The organism is Sodalis praecaptivus (assembly GCF_000517425.1).
Taxonomy (GTDB): Bacteria; Pseudomonadota; Gammaproteobacteria; order Enterobacterales; family Enterobacteriaceae; genus Sodalis_A; species Sodalis_A praecaptivus.
Map to the genome: position 1 here is coordinate 3,600,869 of NZ_CP006569.1, position 19,652 is coordinate 3,620,520.

Annotated in this window: 19 protein-coding genes and 1 tRNA gene; 7 read left to right on the plus strand and 13 right to left on the minus strand. The window is 57.0% G+C overall.

Going from position 1 to position 19,652, the window contains the following annotated elements:
- Positions 1 to 5 precede the first annotated feature (5 nt).
- The 4 genes from proB to gpt all read right to left on the minus strand — a co-directional run bounded on the left by proB (position 6) and on the right by gpt (position 3,771).
- Entirely contained in the window at positions 6 to 1,109 is a 1,104-nt protein-coding gene (proB, locus tag SANT_RS16065; protein WP_025423289.1) for a glutamate 5-kinase, read from the minus strand.
- Between the two features lie 116 nt (positions 1,110 to 1,225).
- The gene (gene crl, locus SANT_RS16070; RefSeq protein ID WP_025244418.1) at positions 1,226 to 1,627 is read right to left on the minus strand and encodes a sigma factor-binding protein Crl; all 402 of its coding nucleotides are present in this window, start codon (positions 1,625 to 1,627) and stop codon (positions 1,226 to 1,228) included.
- Positions 1,628 to 1,694: 67 nt separating this feature from the next.
- A complete protein-coding gene (frsA, locus tag SANT_RS16075; protein ID WP_025423290.1) occupies positions 1,695 to 2,939 on the minus strand; it encodes an esterase FrsA in 1,245 nt (414 codons plus the stop codon).
- A gap of 373 nt (positions 2,940 to 3,312) precedes the next feature.
- Positions 3,313 to 3,771 (minus strand): xanthine phosphoribosyltransferase, encoded by a 459-nt coding sequence (gpt, locus tag SANT_RS16080; protein WP_025423291.1) that lies wholly within the window; start codon positions 3,769 to 3,771, stop codon positions 3,313 to 3,315.
- A gap of 226 nt (positions 3,772 to 3,997) precedes the next feature.
- Between gpt and pepD the strand changes: the two genes are divergently transcribed.
- Positions 3,998 to 5,458, plus strand: coding sequence for a beta-Ala-His dipeptidase (pepD, locus tag SANT_RS16085; RefSeq protein WP_025423292.1), 1,461 nt, complete (start codon positions 3,998 to 4,000; stop codon positions 5,456 to 5,458).
- 150 nt (positions 5,459 to 5,608) lie between these two features.
- Here the strand turns inward: pepD and dinB are convergent, their stop codons facing one another.
- Entirely contained in the window at positions 5,609 to 6,697 is a 1,089-nt protein-coding gene (gene dinB, locus SANT_RS16090; protein WP_025423293.1) for a DNA polymerase IV, read from the minus strand.
- 174 nt (positions 6,698 to 6,871) lie between these two features.
- On the opposite strand from dinB, the gene dpaA reads away from it, so the two are divergent.
- Complete coding sequence (gene dpaA / locus SANT_RS16095) at positions 6,872 to 7,594, plus strand: peptidoglycan meso-diaminopimelic acid protein amidase (RefSeq protein WP_025423294.1); 723 nt, start codon at positions 6,872 to 6,874, stop codon at positions 7,592 to 7,594.
- Here dpaA and SANT_RS16100 read toward each other — a convergent pair.
- From SANT_RS16100 to SANT_RS16110, 3 genes are all read right to left on the minus strand, one after another.
- Positions 7,565 to 8,332 (minus strand): class II glutamine amidotransferase, encoded by a 768-nt coding sequence (locus SANT_RS16100; RefSeq protein WP_025423295.1) that lies wholly within the window; start codon positions 8,330 to 8,332, stop codon positions 7,565 to 7,567. The genes dpaA and SANT_RS16100 overlap by 30 nt on opposite strands.
- A gap of 33 nt (positions 8,333 to 8,365) precedes the next feature.
- On the minus strand, positions 8,366 to 8,950 hold the full coding sequence (lpcA, locus tag SANT_RS16105) for a D-sedoheptulose 7-phosphate isomerase (RefSeq protein WP_025423296.1): 585 nt from the start codon (positions 8,948 to 8,950) through the stop codon (positions 8,366 to 8,368).
- Positions 8,951 to 9,322: 372 nt separating this feature from the next.
- Complete coding sequence (locus SANT_RS16110) at positions 9,323 to 9,907, minus strand: YceI family protein (protein WP_025423297.1); 585 nt, start codon at positions 9,905 to 9,907, stop codon at positions 9,323 to 9,325.
- 204 nt (positions 9,908 to 10,111) lie between these two features.
- On the opposite strand from SANT_RS16110, the gene SANT_RS16115 reads away from it, so the two are divergent.
- Positions 10,112 to 11,269 carry a pyridoxal phosphate-dependent aminotransferase gene (locus tag SANT_RS16115; RefSeq protein WP_025423298.1) on the plus strand — a complete coding sequence of 386 codons (1,158 nt, stop codon included), beginning with the start codon at positions 10,112 to 10,114 and terminating at the stop codon, positions 11,267 to 11,269.
- Positions 11,257 to 12,030, plus strand: coding sequence for an amidohydrolase (locus SANT_RS16120; RefSeq protein WP_025423299.1), 774 nt, complete (start codon positions 11,257 to 11,259; stop codon positions 12,028 to 12,030). The genes SANT_RS16115 and SANT_RS16120 overlap by 13 nt, the downstream gene beginning before the upstream one ends.
- 122 nt (positions 12,031 to 12,152) lie before the next feature.
- On the opposite strand, the gene puuE is transcribed toward SANT_RS16120, so the two are convergent.
- The 3 genes from puuE to dnaQ all read right to left on the minus strand — a co-directional run bounded on the left by puuE (position 12,153) and on the right by dnaQ (position 14,676).
- A complete protein-coding gene (puuE, locus tag SANT_RS16125) occupies positions 12,153 to 13,130 on the minus strand; it encodes an allantoinase PuuE (protein ID WP_025423300.1) in 978 nt (325 codons plus the stop codon).
- 575 nt (positions 13,131 to 13,705) lie between these two features.
- Positions 13,706 to 13,782: transfer RNA gene (locus SANT_RS16130), tRNA-Asp, on the minus strand.
- Between the two features lie 135 nt (positions 13,783 to 13,917).
- Entirely contained in the window at positions 13,918 to 14,676 is a 759-nt protein-coding gene (dnaQ, locus tag SANT_RS16135; RefSeq protein ID WP_025423301.1) for a DNA polymerase III subunit epsilon, read from the minus strand.
- Between the two features lie 53 nt (positions 14,677 to 14,729).
- Between dnaQ and rnhA the strand changes: the two genes are divergently transcribed.
- Positions 14,730 to 15,221, plus strand: coding sequence for a ribonuclease HI (gene rnhA, locus SANT_RS16140; RefSeq protein WP_025423302.1), 492 nt, complete (start codon positions 14,730 to 14,732; stop codon positions 15,219 to 15,221).
- A 7-nt stretch (positions 15,222 to 15,228) separates the two neighbouring features.
- Here rnhA and SANT_RS16145 read toward each other — a convergent pair whose 3' ends face one another.
- Positions 15,229 to 15,966 carry a class I SAM-dependent methyltransferase gene (locus tag SANT_RS16145; protein WP_025423303.1) on the minus strand — a complete coding sequence of 246 codons (738 nt, stop codon included), beginning with the start codon at positions 15,964 to 15,966 and terminating at the stop codon, positions 15,229 to 15,231.
- Between the two features lie 45 nt (positions 15,967 to 16,011).
- Here SANT_RS16145 and gloB point away from each other — a divergent pair, with 45 nt between their 5' ends.
- Both gloB and mltD read left to right on the plus strand, forming a co-directional pair.
- Positions 16,012 to 16,764, plus strand: a complete 753-nt coding sequence (gene gloB, locus SANT_RS16150; RefSeq protein WP_025423304.1) for a hydroxyacylglutathione hydrolase — start codon at positions 16,012 to 16,014, stop codon at positions 16,762 to 16,764.
- A gap of 70 nt (positions 16,765 to 16,834) precedes the next feature.
- Positions 16,835 to 18,211: a murein transglycosylase D gene (gene mltD / locus SANT_RS16155; RefSeq protein WP_025423305.1), complete on the plus strand. Its 1,377-nt coding sequence runs from the start codon at positions 16,835 to 16,837 to the stop codon at positions 18,209 to 18,211.
- A gap of 223 nt (positions 18,212 to 18,434) precedes the next feature.
- Here the strand turns inward: mltD and SANT_RS16160 are convergent, their stop codons facing one another.
- A complete protein-coding gene (locus tag SANT_RS16160) occupies positions 18,435 to 19,274 on the minus strand; it encodes an endonuclease/exonuclease/phosphatase family protein (RefSeq protein WP_025423306.1) in 840 nt (279 codons plus the stop codon).
- Between the last annotated feature and the right edge of the window lie 378 nt (positions 19,275 to 19,652).

Consider the following 19,652-nt stretch of genomic DNA (forward strand, 5'->3'; position numbering starts at 1 on the left):
GTTCCTTAACATAAAATCATATCGTCACGGTGGATGGCCACGGGCCCATATTCATAGCCCAGAATATCACTGATGTCCTGGGAGTGTTGACCGGCAATCATGCGCAGGGCATCGCTGTTATAACGGCTGACGCCATGAGCGATATCGCGACCGTCGGAGCTGAGGATACGGACCACAATCCCGCGGGAAAAATCACCTTCCACCGCCAGGATCCCTTTGGGCAGCAGCGAGCTGCCGCGCTGTAATATCGCTTTTTGCGCGCCATCGTCGACAGTGATGTCCCCCGCCGGCGGCGGGCCGAACAGCCAGCGTTTGCGGCTCTCCAGCGGCATTTTTTGCCCATGGAAACGGGTGCCTACCGATTCACCGACCATCACATCGCCAATCACGCCCGGTTTGCCGCCGGCCGCTATCACGACTTCGATTCCCGCGCGGTTGGCCACTTCCGCCGCCTGCAATTTGGTTGCCATGCCGCCGGTACCGAGACCGGAAACGCTGCCGCCGGCCATCTTGCGCAGCGCGTCATTGATGCCTTCGACTTCGCGAATCAGCTCGGCGTCGGGGTGGGTGCGCGGATCGGCGGAAAACAGCCCCGGCTGATCGGTTAGCAGCAGCAACTTGTCAGCGTCGGCAAGGATAGCCACCAGCGCCGAAAGATTATCGTTGTCGCCCACTTTGATTTCAGCGGTGGCAACCGCATCATTTTCATTAATCACCGGCACGATGCCGTTATCCAGCAGGGCGCGCAGCGTGTCGCGGGCGTTGAGAAAACGTTCTCGATCTTCCATGTCGGCGCGGGTGAGCAACATTTGACCAATATGGATATTGTAGAGAGAAAACAGCTGCTCCCAAAACTGAATCAAGCGGCTTTGCCCTACCGCCGCCAATAGCTGCTTGGAGGCGATGGTGGCGGGCAGGTCGGGATAATTGAGATACTCCCGCCCGGCGGCGATGGCGCCGGAGGTGACGATGATAATGCGGTGTCCGGCGGCGTGCAGCGGAGCACATTGGCGCACCAGTTCGACAATGTGCGCGCGATTAAGCCGGCGCGAACCGCCGGTGAGGACACTGGTGCCTAATTTTACCACCAGAGTCTGGCTGCTGTTCATAACGATATCTGCCGTTAAGGATGTTGATTGACTTAATGGTTGCCTGCCGCCGAGGGGGTTCAAGCGCTATGCCTGCCAGCATAGCGCGAAACGAATGAGAAAGCAGGAGCGGAAAATCAGGCGGTTAGGCTGAATGGCTGTTCTTTAAACGCGTCGGCAGGCTCCAGCTTCATATTCATCGTTGCGATATAGGCGCGCAGCCGGGTATGAAAGGCGCGCAGTGAACTCTCCAATTTATCGATGACTTCCTGGTCGCTGAATTCGCTCTCGGTCCATTTGCCTTCTTTGTCAAATTTACCCAGATGGTACGTATAAGTATAACGCTTCGCTTCCGCTTCCAAATTGATCCACCAGCCCCAAAACTCACGTTTCTCAGGCGCGGGCTGCATGTTGATGCAAACGGCGAGACAGTCGAAGAAAAAATGGTTGTCGCTGCACTGACCTTCACGGATATACGGGCCGAGGGCGGTAAAGCCTTTCAACACTTTGCCCCGGGGATGCCCACTCACTAACGCCATGCTATAACCTCACTTTGCTTATTGTTCACCTTAAAGAGCAAACAAACGGTAGTGCTATATTAACGTTTCAAATTGTTTTCAGCCAGCGGCTGATCTCCGCGAGCGACAGATGGAAATTGCGGTACAGCGGCGATTCCTTAATCGGCAACAGCTTTCCCGCCCGCGAAGAGGAGACAATCAGCTGCGCCTCGGCCGGCGGGCTAAAGGGGTCGTCAGGCCAGCAGCCCGCCAGAATCGGCGTGGGACAGCTGCGGCCGAGCAGGCCCTGCACTTTAAGAGAGTAACTATTAAGCTCGGTTTTCAACGCGCCATCAGCGACCCCCGCCATGCCGATGCGGCTCGCCAGCACGTCGAGATACATGTTCGGCGCCCTAGCCTGGCGTTCGCCGTCGGTCAGTAACGCATGCACCACCGGACCGAGGCAGGCGACGCCCCTGAGCCGCTGCGGTTCAAGGTAGGCGAGTCTTACCGCGATATTGGCGCCAAAGCGAAAGCCGAAAGCGCTAACGCGGCGCGAGTCAACCCAGGGAACGGCTGCCAGGCCACGCAATACCTGCTGATGGAGAAAACTGGTGTCCTGACTGAGTTTCCATTTGGCGGAGAAGCCGATCGAGGGCATATCGATAGTCAACATCGCCAGACCGGCGGGGGCGAAATAGTCGTGAAACAGCCGATAGGTATCGTTTTGCAGCATATCCAGACTGCCGCACACCAACACCGTTGGATAAGGCGCTCGCCCCGTCGACGGCAGATGCAAGAAACCGGTAACATTGCCGCCGCCGCTGACCGGGAAATCCAACTGCTTGATTTCATGCGGCAGGTGCTTGGCCGCTTCTTCCCAGGCGTGGTTGGCCAGCGTCTGCGCCTGTTCCGCCAGCATATCCCCTTTCAAATGCGGATAGCTGGCGATGCTGTAAAAGCGGGCCGCCTGTAGCCAGTCGCGCGCCGCAGCATCGCCGTCGACGTTCTCCATAGCACGCTGCTGCCAGGCCATGCCCTGGTGCGACCATTCGTAGATCCAGTTGCCGCCGCGGTAGCCGATCACGGTATCCAGCAGCCGGTCGTCGGTGTGGGGCGCGCGACTGGCGGCGATACGCGCCAGCACTTCTTCTATTTCCCACGGGTTGATACCGCGCCAAATCCACATCAGGCGGTTGATTAACCGGTACCAGTTGCCGGGATTAGCGCCGTCCAGCGCCGACAATATGCTTTTTTGCCCGCCGTGATGGACCCGGGCCACCAGCGTGGAGGTTTCGCGGTGTTTGACCGAAGGTTTGAATAGGGTTTCGCTCAGATTGTTTTCTGCTGCCATTGAGCATCGTCTCCAAAGACGGGTTCTGGATTACCAGAACGATGCCTGCAAGGTTAACCATTCAGCCAGCAAAAAACAAACGCCCGGCGGTGCCGGGCGTCAGGAAAACGGTGTTTGTCGCCGCATAAGGGAATACCGTGGCAACAATGACCCCGGAGTTCCAAGCGATGATTGCGCTAACGCCTTAAGCGGCCGTCGCACCGAAGGCCCGCCGCGGGTTTGACGGCCTGAAGCGGCCTATACACTCGTTAGCCGCCACCGCGCTTTGCGCAACTGTGCGCCCCCCTGGCGGGCAGAAGGACTATCTGTACATGTCCCTGACGGTAGTAGGGCTATCTGCCCGCTAGGACGCTCCTCCCTGGTGGCAGAAGGACTATTTGCCCGCCAGCGGCGGTACAAACACCACGCCCATATCCCAAGGCTGCTCAATCCAGGTGTTCTGCGGAATATCGATGATGTAATCATCCACCAGCGGTCGGCCGGCCGGTTTGGCGAAAATAGTGACAAAATACGCCTTGGGGTACATCTCGCGAATCGCTTTGGCGGTCCCGCCGGTGTCCACCAGATCGTCAACCACGATAAACCCGTCGCCGTCCCCTTCCGCGCGTTTCAACACGTTCAAATCGCGCTGGTTGTCGTGATCATAGCTGGCGATGCATACGGTATCCACATGGCGGATGCCCAGCTCGCGGGCCAGCAATGCGCCCGGCACCAGACCGCCGCGGCTGACCGCGATAATCCCTTTCCATTGTTCAGCGGGCAGCAGGCGTTTGGCCATGGTGCGCGCATGGATTTGCAACATGTCCCAGGTGACGACGTATTTTTCGCTCATAAATTCAGTCCCAGCCGGCTTGGGTCGGCTTAAAAAGTCTCAGGGGAAAAAAGGTTGCGCGGGATTATAGAGACGCAGCCGTCTAAATACCAGTACCTCCCCCTTTTTAACCTCAGTTTCACCCTCTGGTAAAGTAAAGTGGTATTCTGAGTTGACTCGGGTTGTTCCGTCGCTGGCCGCTCACCGCCGCCAGCGCGGTTTTTACGATATCACAGGAGTTTTTATCGTGTCTGATTTGTCTCAACTTACGCCCCAGCCGCTGTGGGATATCTTCGCCAACATTTGCGCAATCCCACACCCGTCCTACCATGAGGAAGCGCTGGCCACGCATATCCTACAGTGGGCGCAGGGAAAGGGTCTGTTCGCCGAACGCGACCAGGTGGGCAATATCCTGATTCGCAAGCCGGCAACGCCGGGTTATGAAAATCGCCGTCCGGTGGCGATGCAGGCGCACCTGGATATGGTGCCGCAGAAAAACAGCGATACCACTCATGATTTCACCCAAGATCCCATCCAGCCTTGGATAGACGGTGAATGGGTCAAGGCGCGCGGCACGACGCTCGGCGCCGATAACGGTATCGGCATGGCGTCGGCCCTGGCGGTGCTGGCCGACGATAGCGTGGAACATGGTCCGCTGGAAGTGCTGCTGACCATGACCGAAGAAACCGGGATGGAAGGCGCTTTCGGCCTGCAGCCCGGTTGGCTACAGAGCGAGATCCTCATCAATACCGACTCCGAAGAGGAAGGCGAAATCTATATGGGCTGCGCCGGCGGCGTTGACTTCAAAACCCAGCTACCGCTCAGCCGCGAAACGGCGCCGGCCGGATATCACAAGGTGCGGGTGGCCTTGACGGGCTTAAGAGGCGGCCACTCCGGCGGCGATATCCATCTGGGGCTTGGCAACGCCAATAAGCTGCTGGCCCGCTTCCTGGCGGATTTTTGCGCTACGCTGGACATTCGTCTGCTGGATATTAATGGTGGAACGCTGCGCAACGCCATTCCGCGCGAAGCGTTTGCTATCCTGGCGCTGCCGCGCGAGGATGTCGACACCCTGCGCACCCAGGCGCGCGCCTATCTGGCGATGATTGAGAGCGAATTGGCGGCGGTCGAGAAAAAACCGGTGCTGGAGGTCAGCGACAGCCAGCATGACGGGCAGGCGCTGACCAAAGCCTGCGGCGACCGGCTTATCGCATTGCTCCATGCGATGCCGAACGGCGTTATTCGGATGAGCGATGACGTGAAAGGCGTCGTGGAAACCTCGCTAAACGTCGGCGTAGTGTCGATGGATGCCGACAAAGCCGAAATCCGCTGTCTTATTCGCTCGCTTATCGACAGCGGCAAGCTGCAAGTGGAAGGGATGCTGCATGCGCTGGGACGGCTGGCCGGCGCCACCACGGTTGCCAAGGGGAGCTATCCCGGATGGAAACCGGACGCCAACTCGCCGGTGATGCATGTGGTGCGCGATACCTATCGGCAGTTGTTTAACAAAACGCCCAATATTCAGGTCATCCATGCGGGTCTGGAATGCGGGCTGTTCAAAAAACCCTACCCCGATATGGATATGGTTTCCATCGGGCCGACCATTACCGGTCCGCATTCGCCGGATGAACAAGTGCATATCGCGAGCGTTGGCCAATACTGGACGCTGCTGACCGCGCTGCTAAAAGCGATCCCCGTCAAGGCGTGAGCCAGCCCGGCGCTGGCCTGGTAGCCGGCGCCGGACACTCTCTTTTACGCAGCCTATCAACCCGCCGGCCCCGACGCCCAGAGCGACCCGCTTATGGGTCAGAGGGTGACGTTTTCACCGCCCGCGCCTGAAGCGTGTGGCCAGTGGCCGCTACGGGCCTAAAGGGGGGGAGTTCCGCTCCTCTTCCCAATTCAGCAGCAATTGACGTTCCAGCTGCGGATCCATTAACGTGACATGTAACCCCACCAGCCGAACGCCGCGATCGCCGCGGCGCTGTTCCCAGGCCTGACGCGCGATGGCTAGCAGATCCGTTTTATTAAGCCGCGGCCAGACATGCTCTTGCGTCGTCTGCTGAAAATCGGCGAACTTGAGTTTAATACCTTGACGGGCAATCTGTAGGTCGGGACGCACCCGGGCGAGGCGCCGCTCCAGCTCGGGGTAGAGGTGGTCGATAATCTCCTCGCACGCCTCCCAGCGGGTGATATCTTGCGCCAGGGTGCGTTCGACGCCGACCGACTTGCGCAGCCGGTCGGCGGACACTTGCCGTTCATCAATGCCGTGCGAGCGTTCCCAAATTACCCGGCCGAATTTGCCAAATTGGCGCAGTAGCGTCGCCAAATCAAATTGCTGCACGTCGGCGCAGGTGACAAGCCCCATCTCGCCGAGTTTTTTGGCGGTCACCTTGCCGACGCCCGGGATTTTCGCCAGCGGCAGTTGCAGCAAGAACGCCGGCATGGCGGCAGGGGTAATGACATATTGGCCGTTGGGTTTATTGAGATCGGAGGCGATTTTCGCTAAAAACTTAACCGGCGCCACGCCCGCTGAGGCCGTTAGCCGCAGCTCATCGGCAATCTCCTGACGGATGGCGCGCGCCATTAGGGTGGCGGAACCCTCGCAGCAATCGCTGTCGGTAACGTCCATAAACGCCTCATCCAGCGACAGCGGCTCAATGAGCGAGGTATAGCGGGCGAAAATGGAGCGGATATGATCCGACGCCTCTTTATACACCGCCATGCGGCCGGGGATTACGGTGAGATGGGGGCAGAGTTTTAGCGCCATGGCTGTGGACATAGCGCTATGCACGCCATAGCGCCGCGCCGGATAATTGGCGGTACTGATGACGCCGCGGCGATCGGCGCTGCCGCCGATGGCCAGCGGGATGTCGCGCAGGTGCGGATTATCGCGCATTTCGACCGCGGCAAAAAAGCAGTCCATATCGACATGTATGATTTTACGCATCCGGCCCCCTTAACCTGTACAAGTATACAGTAAGGATTCTCATCTATACAAAACGTATCTTGATAAAATAATACGCAGTGATATCTTGTCGCTGATTGCCCGCGGGCAGTTGACAGACCCGCCGGTCACATTCGTCGCCGGCCGCTCATTTATTTTGATGAAACAGGAATGACAATGCGCAGATTCGCGCTGCTGTTGGCGATGCTTTTTTTATTCCCGGCGTACGGCTACGCCAGCGATCAGGCAAAAGTCGGCCAGGAACTTAAGCAACAATTATTAGGCTCACCGGTATTTATTCAGGTCTTTAAAGAAGAGCGTATCTTGGAACTTTATGCCAAGATGGGCAACGCCTACCATCTAGTGGACAGCTTTCAAATTTGCAAGTTTTCCGGCGGTCTGGGTCCGAAACGGCGCGAAGGTGATTTCATGAGCCCGGAGGGCTTTTACGCCATTGATACCCGTAATCTGAATCCTAACAGTCATTATTATCGCGCTATTAATATCGGATTCCCCAATGATTACGACCGGGCACAGGGTTATTCGGGCGCTAAGCTGATGATTCACGGCGATTGCCGCTCAATCGGCTGCTATGCCATGACCGATACCTCTATCGCGGAAATTTATCGCTATGTGGAAGATGCGTTGCTCAATGGCCAGGCGCAGGTAAAAATTAATATTTTTCCGTTTCGCATGACGCCGGCAAATATGCAGCGCCACCACTATTCGGCCAATTATAAATTTTGGAGCCAGCTACAGCCCGGCTACGCCTATTTCGCTGAACATCATCAGCCGCCGGCGGTGTCGGTAGTCAACGGGCAATATGTGATAAGCGCCCCGCTGATGCTGCAAAGCGGCGCGCCGGTCGTGTCACAATTCGCGCTCGCCAAGCCGGAATAATACCCATTCCCCCGGCGCTACCCGCTGCCAGGTTTCGTTACCGGTCAGCGGCTGGGTGGCTATCACCGTGACCACGTCATTGGGCGTGGTCTGCTTTTGAAAATCGATTTCCACATCCTGATCGAGCAAAGTGGCTTTGCCGAACGGCGCGCGCCGGGTTATCCAATAAAGGTTGCTTGAACAATACCCCATGACGTAGCAGCCGTCGGACAGCAGCATATTGAAAATCCCTTTTTGCCGCAGTGAATCCGCTAAACCGGCAATATAGCGAAACACCGAGGGCCAGTGGCGCGGCGTTTGCGGGTAGCGTTCCGCCAGGCGCGCCAGCAGCCAGCAAAACGCCTGCTCGCTATCGGTCTGCCCCACCGGACGAAAATTGCCGGTTTTCAGCGTCCGATAGCCGCGCAACTGGCCATTGTGGGCAAAGGTCCAGTGACGGCCCCAGAGTTCGCGGGTAAACGGGTGGGTATTCTCAAGCGCTACCCTGCCGCGATTAGCCTGGCGAATATGGGAGACCACCGCGCAGGATTTGATAGGATAATCCTGCACCAAACGGGCGATGGGCGAGTCGATACTGGGCAACGGATCTTTGAACGTACGGCAGCCCAATCCCTCATAAAAGGTGATTCCCCAGCCGTCCTTGTGCGGTCCGGTCCCGCCGCCGCGCTGCACCAGGCCGGAAAAACTGAAACAAATATCCGTTGGTACATTAGCGCTCATGCCGAGTAATTCACACATGCCCCTCTCCTGTCGATCCCCTGCCGGACCGGGTTACCCCTGTGCCGCCATTTCTTTCTCGATGAGCAGTATTAGAATATGAATGGCCTTGATATGGATTTCCTGGATGCGATCGGCATAACCGAAATGGGGGACACGGATTTCTACATCCGCGCTGCCGGCCATGTTACCGCCCTCTTTGCCGGTCAGGACGATAACCCGCATCCCTTTGGCGCGCGCGGCGTCAATGGCGCGGATAATGTTCGCCGAGTTGCCGGAGGTGGAAATACCGACCAGGACATCGCCCCGATTGCCCACCGCTTCTACATAACGGGAAAAGACCTGCTCATAACCAAAATCGTTGCTCACGCAGGAGAGATGGCTGGGGTCGGAAATGGCGATAGCGGGATAGCCCGGGCGGTTTTCGCGATAGCGGCCGGTTAATTCTTCGGCAAAATGCATCGCGTCGCAGTGGGAACCGCCGTTGCCGCAGGAAAGCACTTTGCCGCCGGCTTTGAAAGTATCGGCAATCAATTTGGCCGCATCTTCAATAGACTGGATATGGCGCTCGTCGCTAAGGAAATTTTGCAGCGTTTGCAGGGCTTCGTTAAGTTCGTTGCGGATCAAATCCTGATACATGGGGTCGTCCCTCACTCAAGGCTGGCGAATGAATGAAATTTTCCGGCTGCAGTTTACCGGAATGCCCCTATTGCGAGAAGCGCCGTTCTGGCGGTGGTTTTGCGCTATCTCATAAAAGAGGCAGATAATAAGTCTGTTGATAATTGTACCGCATAATGGTGCCGAGAGGACATGGTCATGGCGCATAGGGCGACGAAAGCAGATAGGAGCCCCACCCCATTCATCGCGTAACGCGCTAATGGGGCTACACCACCGTTTTCATGCCTGCCGAGGCACCGCACGGTCGCGGGATCGTGCGCCGCAGTCCAGGCCCTGGGCAAAAAAAAGCCCCGCGTCACAAGGAGGCGGGGCGACAGGAACGGGGGCGCGATATTATTTGACCAGCGCTTCCGTCGAAATGCTGATGGTGATGTCATCGCTGACGTTGGGCACGAACTGCCCCATTTTAAACTCTGAACGCTTGATGGTGGTGGTGGCATTGAAACCCACGGCGGCTTTTTTGGCCATCGGATGCTCGCCCTGTTTATTCAGTACCGCATCCAATATCACCGGACGGCTGATGCCCTTAATGGTCAGATCGCCAAAAACTTGATAGCGATTGTCGCCTTTGCTGACGATTTTGGTGCTATGAAAAGTCGCGTTGGGGTACTGTTTCTGATCAAAATACTCCGCGCCTTGGAATTCATCGTTCAGCGCCTGCACATGGGTATCCACGGTTTTAACCGGTATCGTGACATCCACTTTGGCATTCGCGATGGCCGCATCATCCAACACAATAGTACCGGTAATAGCGGAAAAGTTGGCGGTGGGGTTGGAAAATCCGAAATGATTCCACGAGAACACCAGCGAAGTATGATTGGGATCCAGATGGTAGGTTTCCGTTTTTGCCTGGGCGATACCCGAAGCCAGCAGTAGCCCGAGGGCCAGCGGTAACAACGTCTTTTTCATCATAATCATGCCAATTCTATCCGTCATAGTGCCGAAAGGACCTTCATCATGAAGGCTTTCGGCAGGGATTGTCACTGAATATATTTGTTGACTATCTTCAATAATTTTGACCAAAATCGTCACGGACATTTAGCCGTCTACACGTCTTGATTGTCTATCATTGCCAGCATGTTATATTGGCACAAAATCCGGCTATCAGGAGTCATATTAGCCATGAGTACCCCGCTTATCCCGCAAAGTAAACTCCCCGCCCTGGGCACCACCATCTTTACCCAGATGAGCGCGCTGGCGCAACGCCATCAGGCGATTAACCTGTCCCAGGGTTTTCCCGATTTTGACGGTCCCGACTATTTGAAATCCCGGCTGGCCTGGCACGTCAGCCAGGGCGCCAATCAATATGCCCCTATGACCGGCGTTGCGCCGCTGCGCGAAGCCATCGCCGATAAAACGGCAGAGCTCTACGGCTGGCGTCCCGACGCCGAGGCCGAGGTGACGGTCACCGCCGGCGCGACCGAGGCGCTGTTTGCCGCCATCAGCGCGCTGGTGCGCCCGGGGGATGAAGTGATCTGTTTCGATCCCAGCTATGACAGCTACGGGCCGGCGGTCGAGCTGGCCGGCGGCGTCATGCGCCGCATCGCGCTGCAACCCCCGGCGTTTCGCGTTGACTGGGCGCAATTCGGCGAAATACTGAGCGATCGCACCCGATTGGTCATCCTCAATACGCCGCATAACCCCTCGGCCAGCGTCTGGCAGGCGGACGATTTTCAGCAGCTGTGGCAGGCCATCGCCGCACGGGAAATCTACGTATTGAGCGATGAAGTCTACGAACATATCTGCTTTGCCCCCGGCGGCCATCAGAGCGTGCTGGCGCATGACGGCCTGCGCCAGCGCGCCATCGCCGTCTCCTCCTTCGGCAAGACTTACCATATGACCGGTTGGAAAGTCGGCTATTGCGTGGCGCCGCCGGCCCTGAGCGCCGAGGTGCGCAAGATTCATCAATACCTGACCTTTGCGGTCAATACGCCCGCGCAGCTGGCTCTCGCCGATATGCTTCGCCAGGAGCCGGCGCACTGGCAGACGTTGTCGGCGTTCTACCGCCAGCGGCGCGACCACCTGGTACAGGCGCTGGCGCCCAGCCGGCTGAAACTGCTGCCCTGTGAAGGCACCTATTTCCTGCTGGCGGATTACAGCGCCGTTTCCGATAAAGACGACGTGGCCTTTTGTCAGTGGCTCACCACCCAGGTCGGCGTGGCCGCCATTCCGTTATCGGTATTCTGCGCCGCCCCCTTCCCGCATAAACTGATTCGCCTGTGCTTTGCCAAAGGCGACCAGACGCTGGATGCCGCCGCGGAGCGCTTATGTCGACTTTAGCGCTGAGTCTGCTACAACAGCCGCTGGTCTGGATGGACGGCGAGGCGAACCTGGCCCACTTTGACCGTTTGCTGGCGCCGATCGACGACCAGGATCTGATTGTGCTGCCGGAAATGTTTACCACCGGTTTTGCCATGGAAGCGGCCGGCAATGCCCTGCCAGAAACGCGCGTAGTGGCGTGGCTGGCGCAATGGTCGCGGCGCACCGGCGCGATGGTAGGCGGCAGCGCGGCCATCGCCACCCCGGCTGGCGCGGTGAATCGTTTCTTACTGGTGCAGCCCGACGGCGTGACGTACCGCTATGATAAACGTCATCTGTTCAGAATGGCCGACGAGCATCACCATTATCAGGCCGGCCAGGAACGGGTGGTGGTGGACTGGCGCGGCTGGCGCATTTTACCGCAGGTGTGTTATGACCTGCGCTTCCCGCTCTGGTCGCGCAATCAGCAGGACTACGATTTGGCGCTCTACGTAGCCAACTGGCCCGCGCCACGCGCCGCTCATTGGCAAACGCTGCTGGCGGCGCGCGCCATCGAAAACCAAGCCTACGTCGCCGGCTGCAACCGCGTAGGCAGCGACGGCAATCAGCATCATTATAGCGGCAACAGCCTGATCATCGACCCCCAGGGAGCGGTGCTGGCGCAGGCCGAACCGGGCGCGGCGGCCTGCCTGCAGGCCCGCCTGTCGTTGGCGACGCTGCGCCAATACCGGGAAGCATTTCCAGCCTGGCGCGATGCTGACCGTTTCAGCCTGAAGCCGTAACCCCGGGCGCGCTAACGCCCCGGCACGGCGACCGCGCCTGCCGGGTCGTTCATGTCAATCGGCTAAAACAGGGGAGAGCGCCTGCGCAGGTATACCGCCTTAGCGGGGCGAGCTCCTTTTCGTTATCCTTCCTGCGCCGGTTGCGCTTCCTTGTAGGGATGATGGGCAATCCAGTGATCGGCGATATCCTGGCGGCGGCAAATCCATACCCGTTCGTGCTGCTGAATATAATCGAGAAACCGCTGGAGCGCGCGAAAACGTCCCGGACGGCCCAAAATCCGGCCGTGCATGCCGATGGAAAGCATCTTCGGCGACGTCTCTCCTTCGGCGTAGAGCACGTCAAAGCTGTCCCGCAGATAGGTGAAGAACTGATCGCCGCTGTTGAATCCCTGGGGCGTGGTGAAGCGCATATCGTTCGCCTCCAACGTATAGGGGATGATCAAATGCGGTTTGACCGTGCCGTCCTGCCGGGTTACCTGCGTCCAGAACGGCAGATCGTCGCCGTAATAATCGCTGTCGTATTGGAACCCCTCCTGCTCAACCACCAACCGTCGGGTGTTAGGGCTGTCGTGGCCGGTATACCAACCCCGCGGCGGTGTGCCAAATAGTTGCGTCAACACGTTCACCGCCTGCTGCATATGTTGCCGTTCGGTTTTGGCGTCGACCCCCTGATAATGCAGCCAGCGCCAGCCGTGGCTCACCACATCATAGTCAGCCGCTTTGATGGCCTCCACCACCGCCGGGTTGCGCGCCAGCGCCATGGCTACGCCAAAAACGGTCAACGGCAGACCGCGGCGGCTGAACTCCTGGTGGATCCGCCAAAAACCGGCCCGGGAGCCGTATTCATAGAGCGAATCCATCGACATGTGTCTTTCCGGATAACTGGCGGCGCCAATGATATCGGAAAGGAACTGTTCGGAACCCGCGTCCCCATGCAGAACATGACTTTCGGCCCCTTCTTCATAATTCAGGACAAATTGCACCGCGATACGGGCCTGCCCAGGCCAGCCGGCATGCGGGGGCTTTCCGGCATAACCGATAAGATCGCGCGGGTAATTGGCGTTGAAAGCGAAACTTTTGTTCTCGGTCGCGTCACTCATTGTCAGTTCCTTTTTTGTGAGCCGGTGTTTTAGTTTAGTCCTATAACGCGCGAGGTTAGTGCTTTTTGTGTCGGAAAATCGCGATTGTTTTCACCGCTGGCGATAGGGCCGAAACCCCGTACAGAAGCGGTAAATTAAGCGCTGCGCGCACCTTAACCATGACCGGCATTCTCCCGCTCATGCCACCCGTACCACGTCGCTGCCGCCCTCTGCTGCGCAAAATTCAGGATGAACAAAGGATCACGTATCAACCGTACGATTGCCCACTACGCCACGGTTTGCGTTTGCGCCGCGCGACGAAGACGAAGGCGCAGGTCTTGGTCATGACGTAGTCTTCGGTTTGAAAAATCGAGACAGAGACAGGGAAAGAGATAGAGATAGAGATAGGAACAGGAACAGGAACAGGAACAGGGACAGGAACAGGGACTCAGACAGAGATAGAGACAGAAACTGAGACTGAGATTGAGATTGAGATTGAGATTGAGACGGAGACTGAGACAGCACGCGAAGATACGTTCGCCGCGCTGGAAAAGACAAAACCCCGTGCTTTGGGAAACACGGGGTTTTTGAATGGTTGGCGGTGCGGACGGGACTCGAACCCGCGACCCCCGGCGTGACAGGCCGGTATTCTAACCGACTGAACTACCGCACCGCACTTGTGCTTTGTCGGGAAAGCGAGGCGAATAGTAAAGTCACGACTGAGTAACGTCAATGCTTTTCATGCGCGGCAAAATCGTTTGCTGATAAATGCAGCACCCTGCGTTCATTTTGACCTGACGGGACGATTTTATTCGTTTTGTGCAGGGCTGTCTTCCCGCCACAGACAGCTACCGCCCTTTTTCTGCACCAGATCCAACCGCTGCTCATGGGCTACGACTTCCTCATCGCTGGCGTAAACGATTTTCAGCGACGTTTGGGCGCGCTGCACCCGCTGAATTTGCACGGTGTCGCCCACCTCGCGCTGCTCTTGCTCCCCTTCCATCGCAAAACGCATGGCGGTCTGGCCGCCGGTCATCAACAAGAAAACGTCCGCCAGGATTTCGGCGTCGAGCAAAGCGCCGTGCAGCGTACGCTTACTGTTATCGATCAGATAGCGGTCGCACAACGCGTCCAGACTATTGCGCTTCCCGGGGAACATTTTGCGCGCCAGCAGCAGGCTGTCCGTCACCTTGCAAAAGGTGTCGGTTTTAGCGATACCGCGATTAAGCATCGCAAACTCATAGTCCATAAAGCCGATATCGAAGGGGGCGTTATGAATGACCAATTCGCCGCCGCGTATGAATTGTAAAAATTCATCCGCCACGTCGGCAAACGTGGGTTTATCGGCTAGAAACTCGTCGCTGATGCCGTGGACATTGAACGCTTCAGGGTCTACCAGACGGTCCGGTTTCAGATAGACGTGGAAGTGCCGACCGGTCAGGCGGCGATTAATGACCTCCACCGCGCCAATTTCGATAATTCGGTGTCCTTCGTAGTGGACACCCAACTTGTTCATGCCGGTGGTTTCAGTATCCAGAACAATCTGTCGCGTAATGTCAGTGCTCATAATGCTCGTTTATGTCAGACTTGGGCTTTTAACATGGAGCAAGTTTACCAGAGATGCGCAAACAGGTTGAAATTTTCACCGACGGTTCGTGCCTGGGTAATCCCGGCCCCGGCGGCTATGGCGCAATCTTGCGCTATAAACAGCATGAAAAAACCTTCAGCGCCGGTTATCGCCTGACCACCAACAACCGTATGGAGTTGATGGCGGCCATCGTCGCGCTGGAAGCGCTGACGGACGCCTGCGAGGTCGTGCTCAGCACCGACAGCCAGTACGTCCGTCAAGGGATTACCCAATGGATTCATAACTGGAAAAAACGCGGCTGGAAAACCGCCGAGAAGAAACCGGTGAAAAACGTCGATTTATGGCAGCGGCTGGACGCAGCCATTCAGCCTCATACCCTGCGCTGGGATTGGGTAAAGGGTCATGCGGGCCATCCGGAAAACGAACGCTGCGACGAACTGGCGCGCACCGCCGCCGGCCATCCGGCTTTGGAGGACATCGGCTATCGGGTGGAAGCGCAAACGGGCGGCGGCCGGGCGGATTAAAGCGTTCTCACTCCTCTTTCCAGGAATGCCGCTGCCGGCAACTGCGGGTGGTGGCGTTTACAGGCCGGCGCAATCCCCGCGTGGACGCTTTGTTTTTCAGCGGCGTCAGGCTGAGGGGAAACGTGCGCTTGCGCGCGACTATCACGCTCAGGCAACCCATTGCGGGGAAATGGGTACTGAGTAGCCGCCCCCCTTGTCGTCGCCATGGCAACACCTGCAGATGGGTACGGTGCAACACCTCAAAATTGAGCACCCCCAGCCAATCCAACAGCCGCATCTGCGTATACATTCGGCTTCTGTACGGCTGGCGGCGAAAAAGGATCGGGCAGATCTTGCCAAGCCCCAGCATGCTCACCGGGTTGAACGTCGAGATGACGAGCCAGCCGTCATCAATGAGGACCCGATCGACCTCCCGCAGCAGCCGATGCGGATCGCCGGTATAGGATAAGGTATGGGCCAGTAAGCAAGCGTCTGCCGACTTATTGGCGAACGGCAATTGGTAAGGATCGGCGATAACGTGCAAACCTTCGCCCTCGAGCCCCACGTTGACCTGGTGGGAAATCGCACAATCACCGGTATCCAGATCCGCGCTCAACGCGCCGATTTTGAGTAAATGAAACCCGAACAGTTTAGGCCACCACGCTTTCAACCCCTGCTCCAGCGCCTGGCGATAGTAAGCCCCGCAGGGAATATCGTCCCATGAGGCAGGCGCCACAATCGTCTTGTTACTTTGCGCTGGTTTCATGTTTGTCTATCTTCTAAGGGCCATAGAGAAATAACGAGGTTAACAATGAATCTTATCAGCATTCCCGCACTGGCGGATAATTACATTTGGCTTTTACACAATGACGACAGCCAATGCCTGGTGGTCGATCCGGGCGAGGCGGCGCCGGTGTTACAGGCGCTTGCCGACCGCCACTTAACCCCTGTCGCTATTTTATTGACCCATCATCATCATGACCATGTGGGCGGTGTCGCCGAGCTGCTGCGGCATTTCCCGGTACCGGTCTATGGCCCGGAGGAAACCCGCGCCAAGGGCGCAACCCGGATTATTAGCGAAGGCGATACACTGACCTTACTGGGTCATACCTTCAGCATAATGGCATTGCCCGGTCATACACTCGGACATATCGGATTTTATGGCGCCCCCTGGCTTTTTAGCGGCGACACGGTTTTTTCCGCAGGTTGTGGTCGGCTTTTCGAGGGTACGCCCAAGCAAATGTACGCGTCTTTTCAAAAGGTTAATCAGCTTCCCCCCGATACCCTGATCTGCGCCGCTCATGAGTATACTTCAAGCAATTTGGACTTCGCCGCCGCCCTCTTGCCTCAAGATAGCGTTATCACAGGTTATCAACGTGAAATTAAAGAGTTACGTCTGAAAAACCAGCCTAGCCTGCCCACAACGCTGCATTTAGAGCGTCAAATTAATCTTTTCTTACGTTGCCATGACATTGATTTACAGAACAAATTAAACGCTCACCCTGCTTCCGGCGAGGAATGGCGTGTTTTTGCGGCATTACGCGAGAAGAAGGATCATTTCTGAAGGTTTTAGTTGTAATGTCCCAGCCTTCAAAGTATCATTGCTCGTCTTTTAAGCGACTATTGACATACAGATGAAGACTCATGCGATCTTATTCGCCTCGGTCTTGCTGGTGGGGTGTCAGGCGTCCAGGCAGGACACGCCCCCCCCCGAACAGCATGCACAGAGTGTTTCTTCGGCAGGTCAAGGTGAAGCGGGAAAGTACACAGATGATCGAGCGGGTACCGCACGATGGCAAGATATCAACAACAGCCTGCCGCAAGGCGATTTGTGGAACTTCATTGGCGACGAGCTGAAGATGCAGATACCGGATAACGCCCGGGTCCGCGAGCAACAAAAGCGTTATTTGAAACAGAAGAGCTATCTCCACGATGTAACATTACGGGCAGAGCCGTACATGTACTGGATAGTCGAGCAGATTAAGCAACGTAAGATGCCGATGGAACTAGTACTGCTACCCATAGTGGAGAGCGCTTTTGACCCGAAGGCAACATCCGCCTCTAACGCGGCTGGCCTTTGGCAGATAGTTCCCCAGACAGGCAAGAATTATGGCCTGAAGCAGAATCAATGGTATGACGGCCGCCGTGATGTGGTGGCATCCACCACCGTGGCGCTGGATATGATGCAGCGGCTTAACCGTATGTTTGACGGCGACTGGTTATTGACTATTGCCGCCTATAATAGCGGTGAAGGTCGTATTATGCAGGCCATCAAGCGTAACAAGGCCAAAGGCCGCCCCACCGACTTCTGGTCGTTGGCGCTGCCGCGTGAAACCACCATCTATGTTCCGAAGATGCTTGCGCTCAGCAACCTCATTAAGAATAGCAAACAATTTGGCATCGCGTTGCCTAAATCGAATGCACAACGCGCACTGGCGCGGGTGGAAGTCGGCCAGCAAATGGGGCTAACGCAGGCGGCGGAAATGTCCGGCCTGTCGCTGACCAAGCTGAAAAGCTTTAATACCGGCTATAAGCGCAACGTGACGGCGCCAAACGGACCGCATTATATCATGCTGCCCAAGGCGCATGCTTCACAGCTGCGCACCTCGCTGGCGGAAGGCGATATTGCGGCGGTGCAGTCCACACAGTTGGCGGATAACAGCCTCGGCAGCGGCAGCTATGAGGTGCGTGCCGGTGATACCTTATCCGGCATCGCCAAGCGGTTGAACGTCAAAACCGCTGATTTGCAGAAATGGAATAACCTGCGCAGCGCGCGCAGCCTGAAAGTGGGCCAAACGCTGAAAGTCGGCAGCGGCTCGATGCAGATTGCCAATAACAACAGCATCACCTATCAGGTACGCAAAGGGGATTCTCTGGCGAGCATCGCCCGCCGCCACGGCGTCGATATCAAGGACGTCATGCGCTGGAACGATGCGTTGGACAATGCCAACAACCTGCAGCCGGGGCTTAAGCTGACACTGTTCGTCAACGGCAAGTCCACGGACTCTTAATCTATCGCTTGCCACACCCTGCCCGCGGCGGGGTGTGACGACGGTAAGTTGTGTCCGGGCTGGCGCCAGCGCCAGCGAAACAAAAAAGCAGACGTTTAACGTCTGCTTTTTTTATGCCCCGCTATCGACAGCGTGATTTATCTTCCGATACCTTTTATATCCCGCTATCGGCAGCATGATTTACCTATCGATACCTTTCAGCTCCCGCTATCCACAGCGTGGTTTATCTTCCGATGCCGACAATTTGCGGCTCCGCCGGTGTCCGCTCGCGCCGTGAAGCGGGCTCGAATTCGACCAGCAAAGGGTTATGGTCGGAAGCCTCGGTTACCAGCACCGACGCCTCGCAGACGTTCATATCGCGGTAAAAGACGAAATCCAGCGGCCGGCCAAACGCCCGCTTGCGCTGATCGTCGACAAATCGCACCTCTCCCAGCCCCATCCGTTCCGCGAACCGGTAGAGCGCCAGCATACGCTGCCGGCTCCAGGCATTGAAATCCCCCGCCATGATAACCGGCCCGCTATGATTGCGGATCTGCTCACCAATGGGGCCGAGCTGTTTACTGTACACATCAATGCCCAGGCTGAAATTTACCGCGTGTATATTAACCACCATGAGCAGTTGCCCGTTATAGATGGGATACACGGTGACCAAAGCCGACTTGGCTAACCGCAACAGGGGCTCGCGCTCGCGCAGCGGACAGCAATAGACCGGATGCGCGGCGGAAAGGGTCATGACCCCCGACGGATGCTGCGGAAAAATGAGTGCGGGAACCTGGTCCGCCGCCAAATAATGCGAGGTAGCGAATCGGACCAGCTCAGGTGTGGTCTGCGCTTCCTGTAACAGGACCAATTGAGCATCTTTACCAAACCCTTGGAGTACCGACAACCAATTGGCGCGCTGCTGTTTATAGATATTCCATACCATCACCCGCAAAATGCGCGAGCCCGGCAAAGGTTCTCCCGCCGGTAGCGCCTGACCTAACTGGCCAGAGGCAAGAGGTGGAAAGATACGCTCGACTGGCTGGCCCGCGACATACCTGACGGCATATGTTTTTTTTGGCACGGTTACCGCCTATTCAACTAAGTTTTGCGCCTGTGGCGGTGTTTGAGTTAATTCCCGCTGTTTTAGTCCACAGACACCTGACCACCTTACGCTTTTATAAGCTCTCGGCCCGGCAAATTCAATATGGGGCCATGACATATTGACCCGCCCCACACAGTATATCACAAAAGCGCCCCTGCCTTGGACGAGACCGCCTGCTGCGGCAATGTCGACGCTCTGGGCGTGTTCGCCCCGCCTCGCTGCCTCTCTACCCGGCTGCCTTGATCAGCCGGAAGTGAGGCGTGCCGCCACCAAGTACTGCACTATAGTCCAGTATTCATTACTGCCAAACTTGTTTATCGTGAGAGTTTAAAAGTCGAGCAGCCGGCAACGCGCTGC

Coding starts and splice junctions, on each gene's coding strand:
- proB (WP_025423289.1), bottom strand. CDS start 1,109: ATGAACAGCAGCCAGACTCTGGTGGTAAAATTAGGCACCAGTGTCCTC.
- crl (WP_025244418.1), bottom strand. CDS start 1,627: ATGGCGTTAGTGAGTGGGCATCCCCGGGGCAAAGTGTTGAAAGGCTTT.
- frsA (WP_025423290.1), bottom strand. CDS start 2,939: ATGGCAGCAGAAAACAATCTGAGCGAAACCCTATTCAAACCTTCGGTC.
- gpt (WP_025423291.1), bottom strand. CDS start 3,771: ATGAGCGAAAAATACGTCGTCACCTGGGACATGTTGCAAATCCATGCG.
- dinB (WP_025423293.1), bottom strand. CDS start 6,697: ATGCGTAAAATCATACATGTCGATATGGACTGCTTTTTTGCCGCGGTC.
- dpaA (WP_025423294.1), top strand. CDS start 6,872: ATGCGCAGATTCGCGCTGCTGTTGGCGATGCTTTTTTTATTCCCGGCG.
- SANT_RS16100 (WP_025423295.1), bottom strand. CDS start 8,332: ATGTGTGAATTACTCGGCATGAGCGCTAATGTACCAACGGATATTTGT.
- lpcA (WP_025423296.1), bottom strand. CDS start 8,950: ATGTATCAGGATTTGATCCGCAACGAACTTAACGAAGCCCTGCAAACG.
- SANT_RS16110 (WP_025423297.1), bottom strand. CDS start 9,907: ATGATTATGATGAAAAAGACGTTGTTACCGCTGGCCCTCGGGCTACTG.
- SANT_RS16115 (WP_025423298.1), top strand. CDS start 10,112: ATGAGTACCCCGCTTATCCCGCAAAGTAAACTCCCCGCCCTGGGCACC.
- SANT_RS16120 (WP_025423299.1), top strand. CDS start 11,257: ATGTCGACTTTAGCGCTGAGTCTGCTACAACAGCCGCTGGTCTGGATG.
- puuE (WP_025423300.1), bottom strand. CDS start 13,130: ATGAGTGACGCGACCGAGAACAAAAGTTTCGCTTTCAACGCCAATTAC.
- dnaQ (WP_025423301.1), bottom strand. CDS start 14,676: ATGAGCACTGACATTACGCGACAGATTGTTCTGGATACTGAAACCACC.
- rnhA (WP_025423302.1), top strand. CDS start 14,730: ATGCGCAAACAGGTTGAAATTTTCACCGACGGTTCGTGCCTGGGTAAT.
- SANT_RS16145 (WP_025423303.1), bottom strand. CDS start 15,966: ATGAAACCAGCGCAAAGTAACAAGACGATTGTGGCGCCTGCCTCATGG.
- gloB (WP_025423304.1), top strand. CDS start 16,012: ATGAATCTTATCAGCATTCCCGCACTGGCGGATAATTACATTTGGCTT.
- mltD (WP_025423305.1), top strand. CDS start 16,835: ATGAAGACTCATGCGATCTTATTCGCCTCGGTCTTGCTGGTGGGGTGT.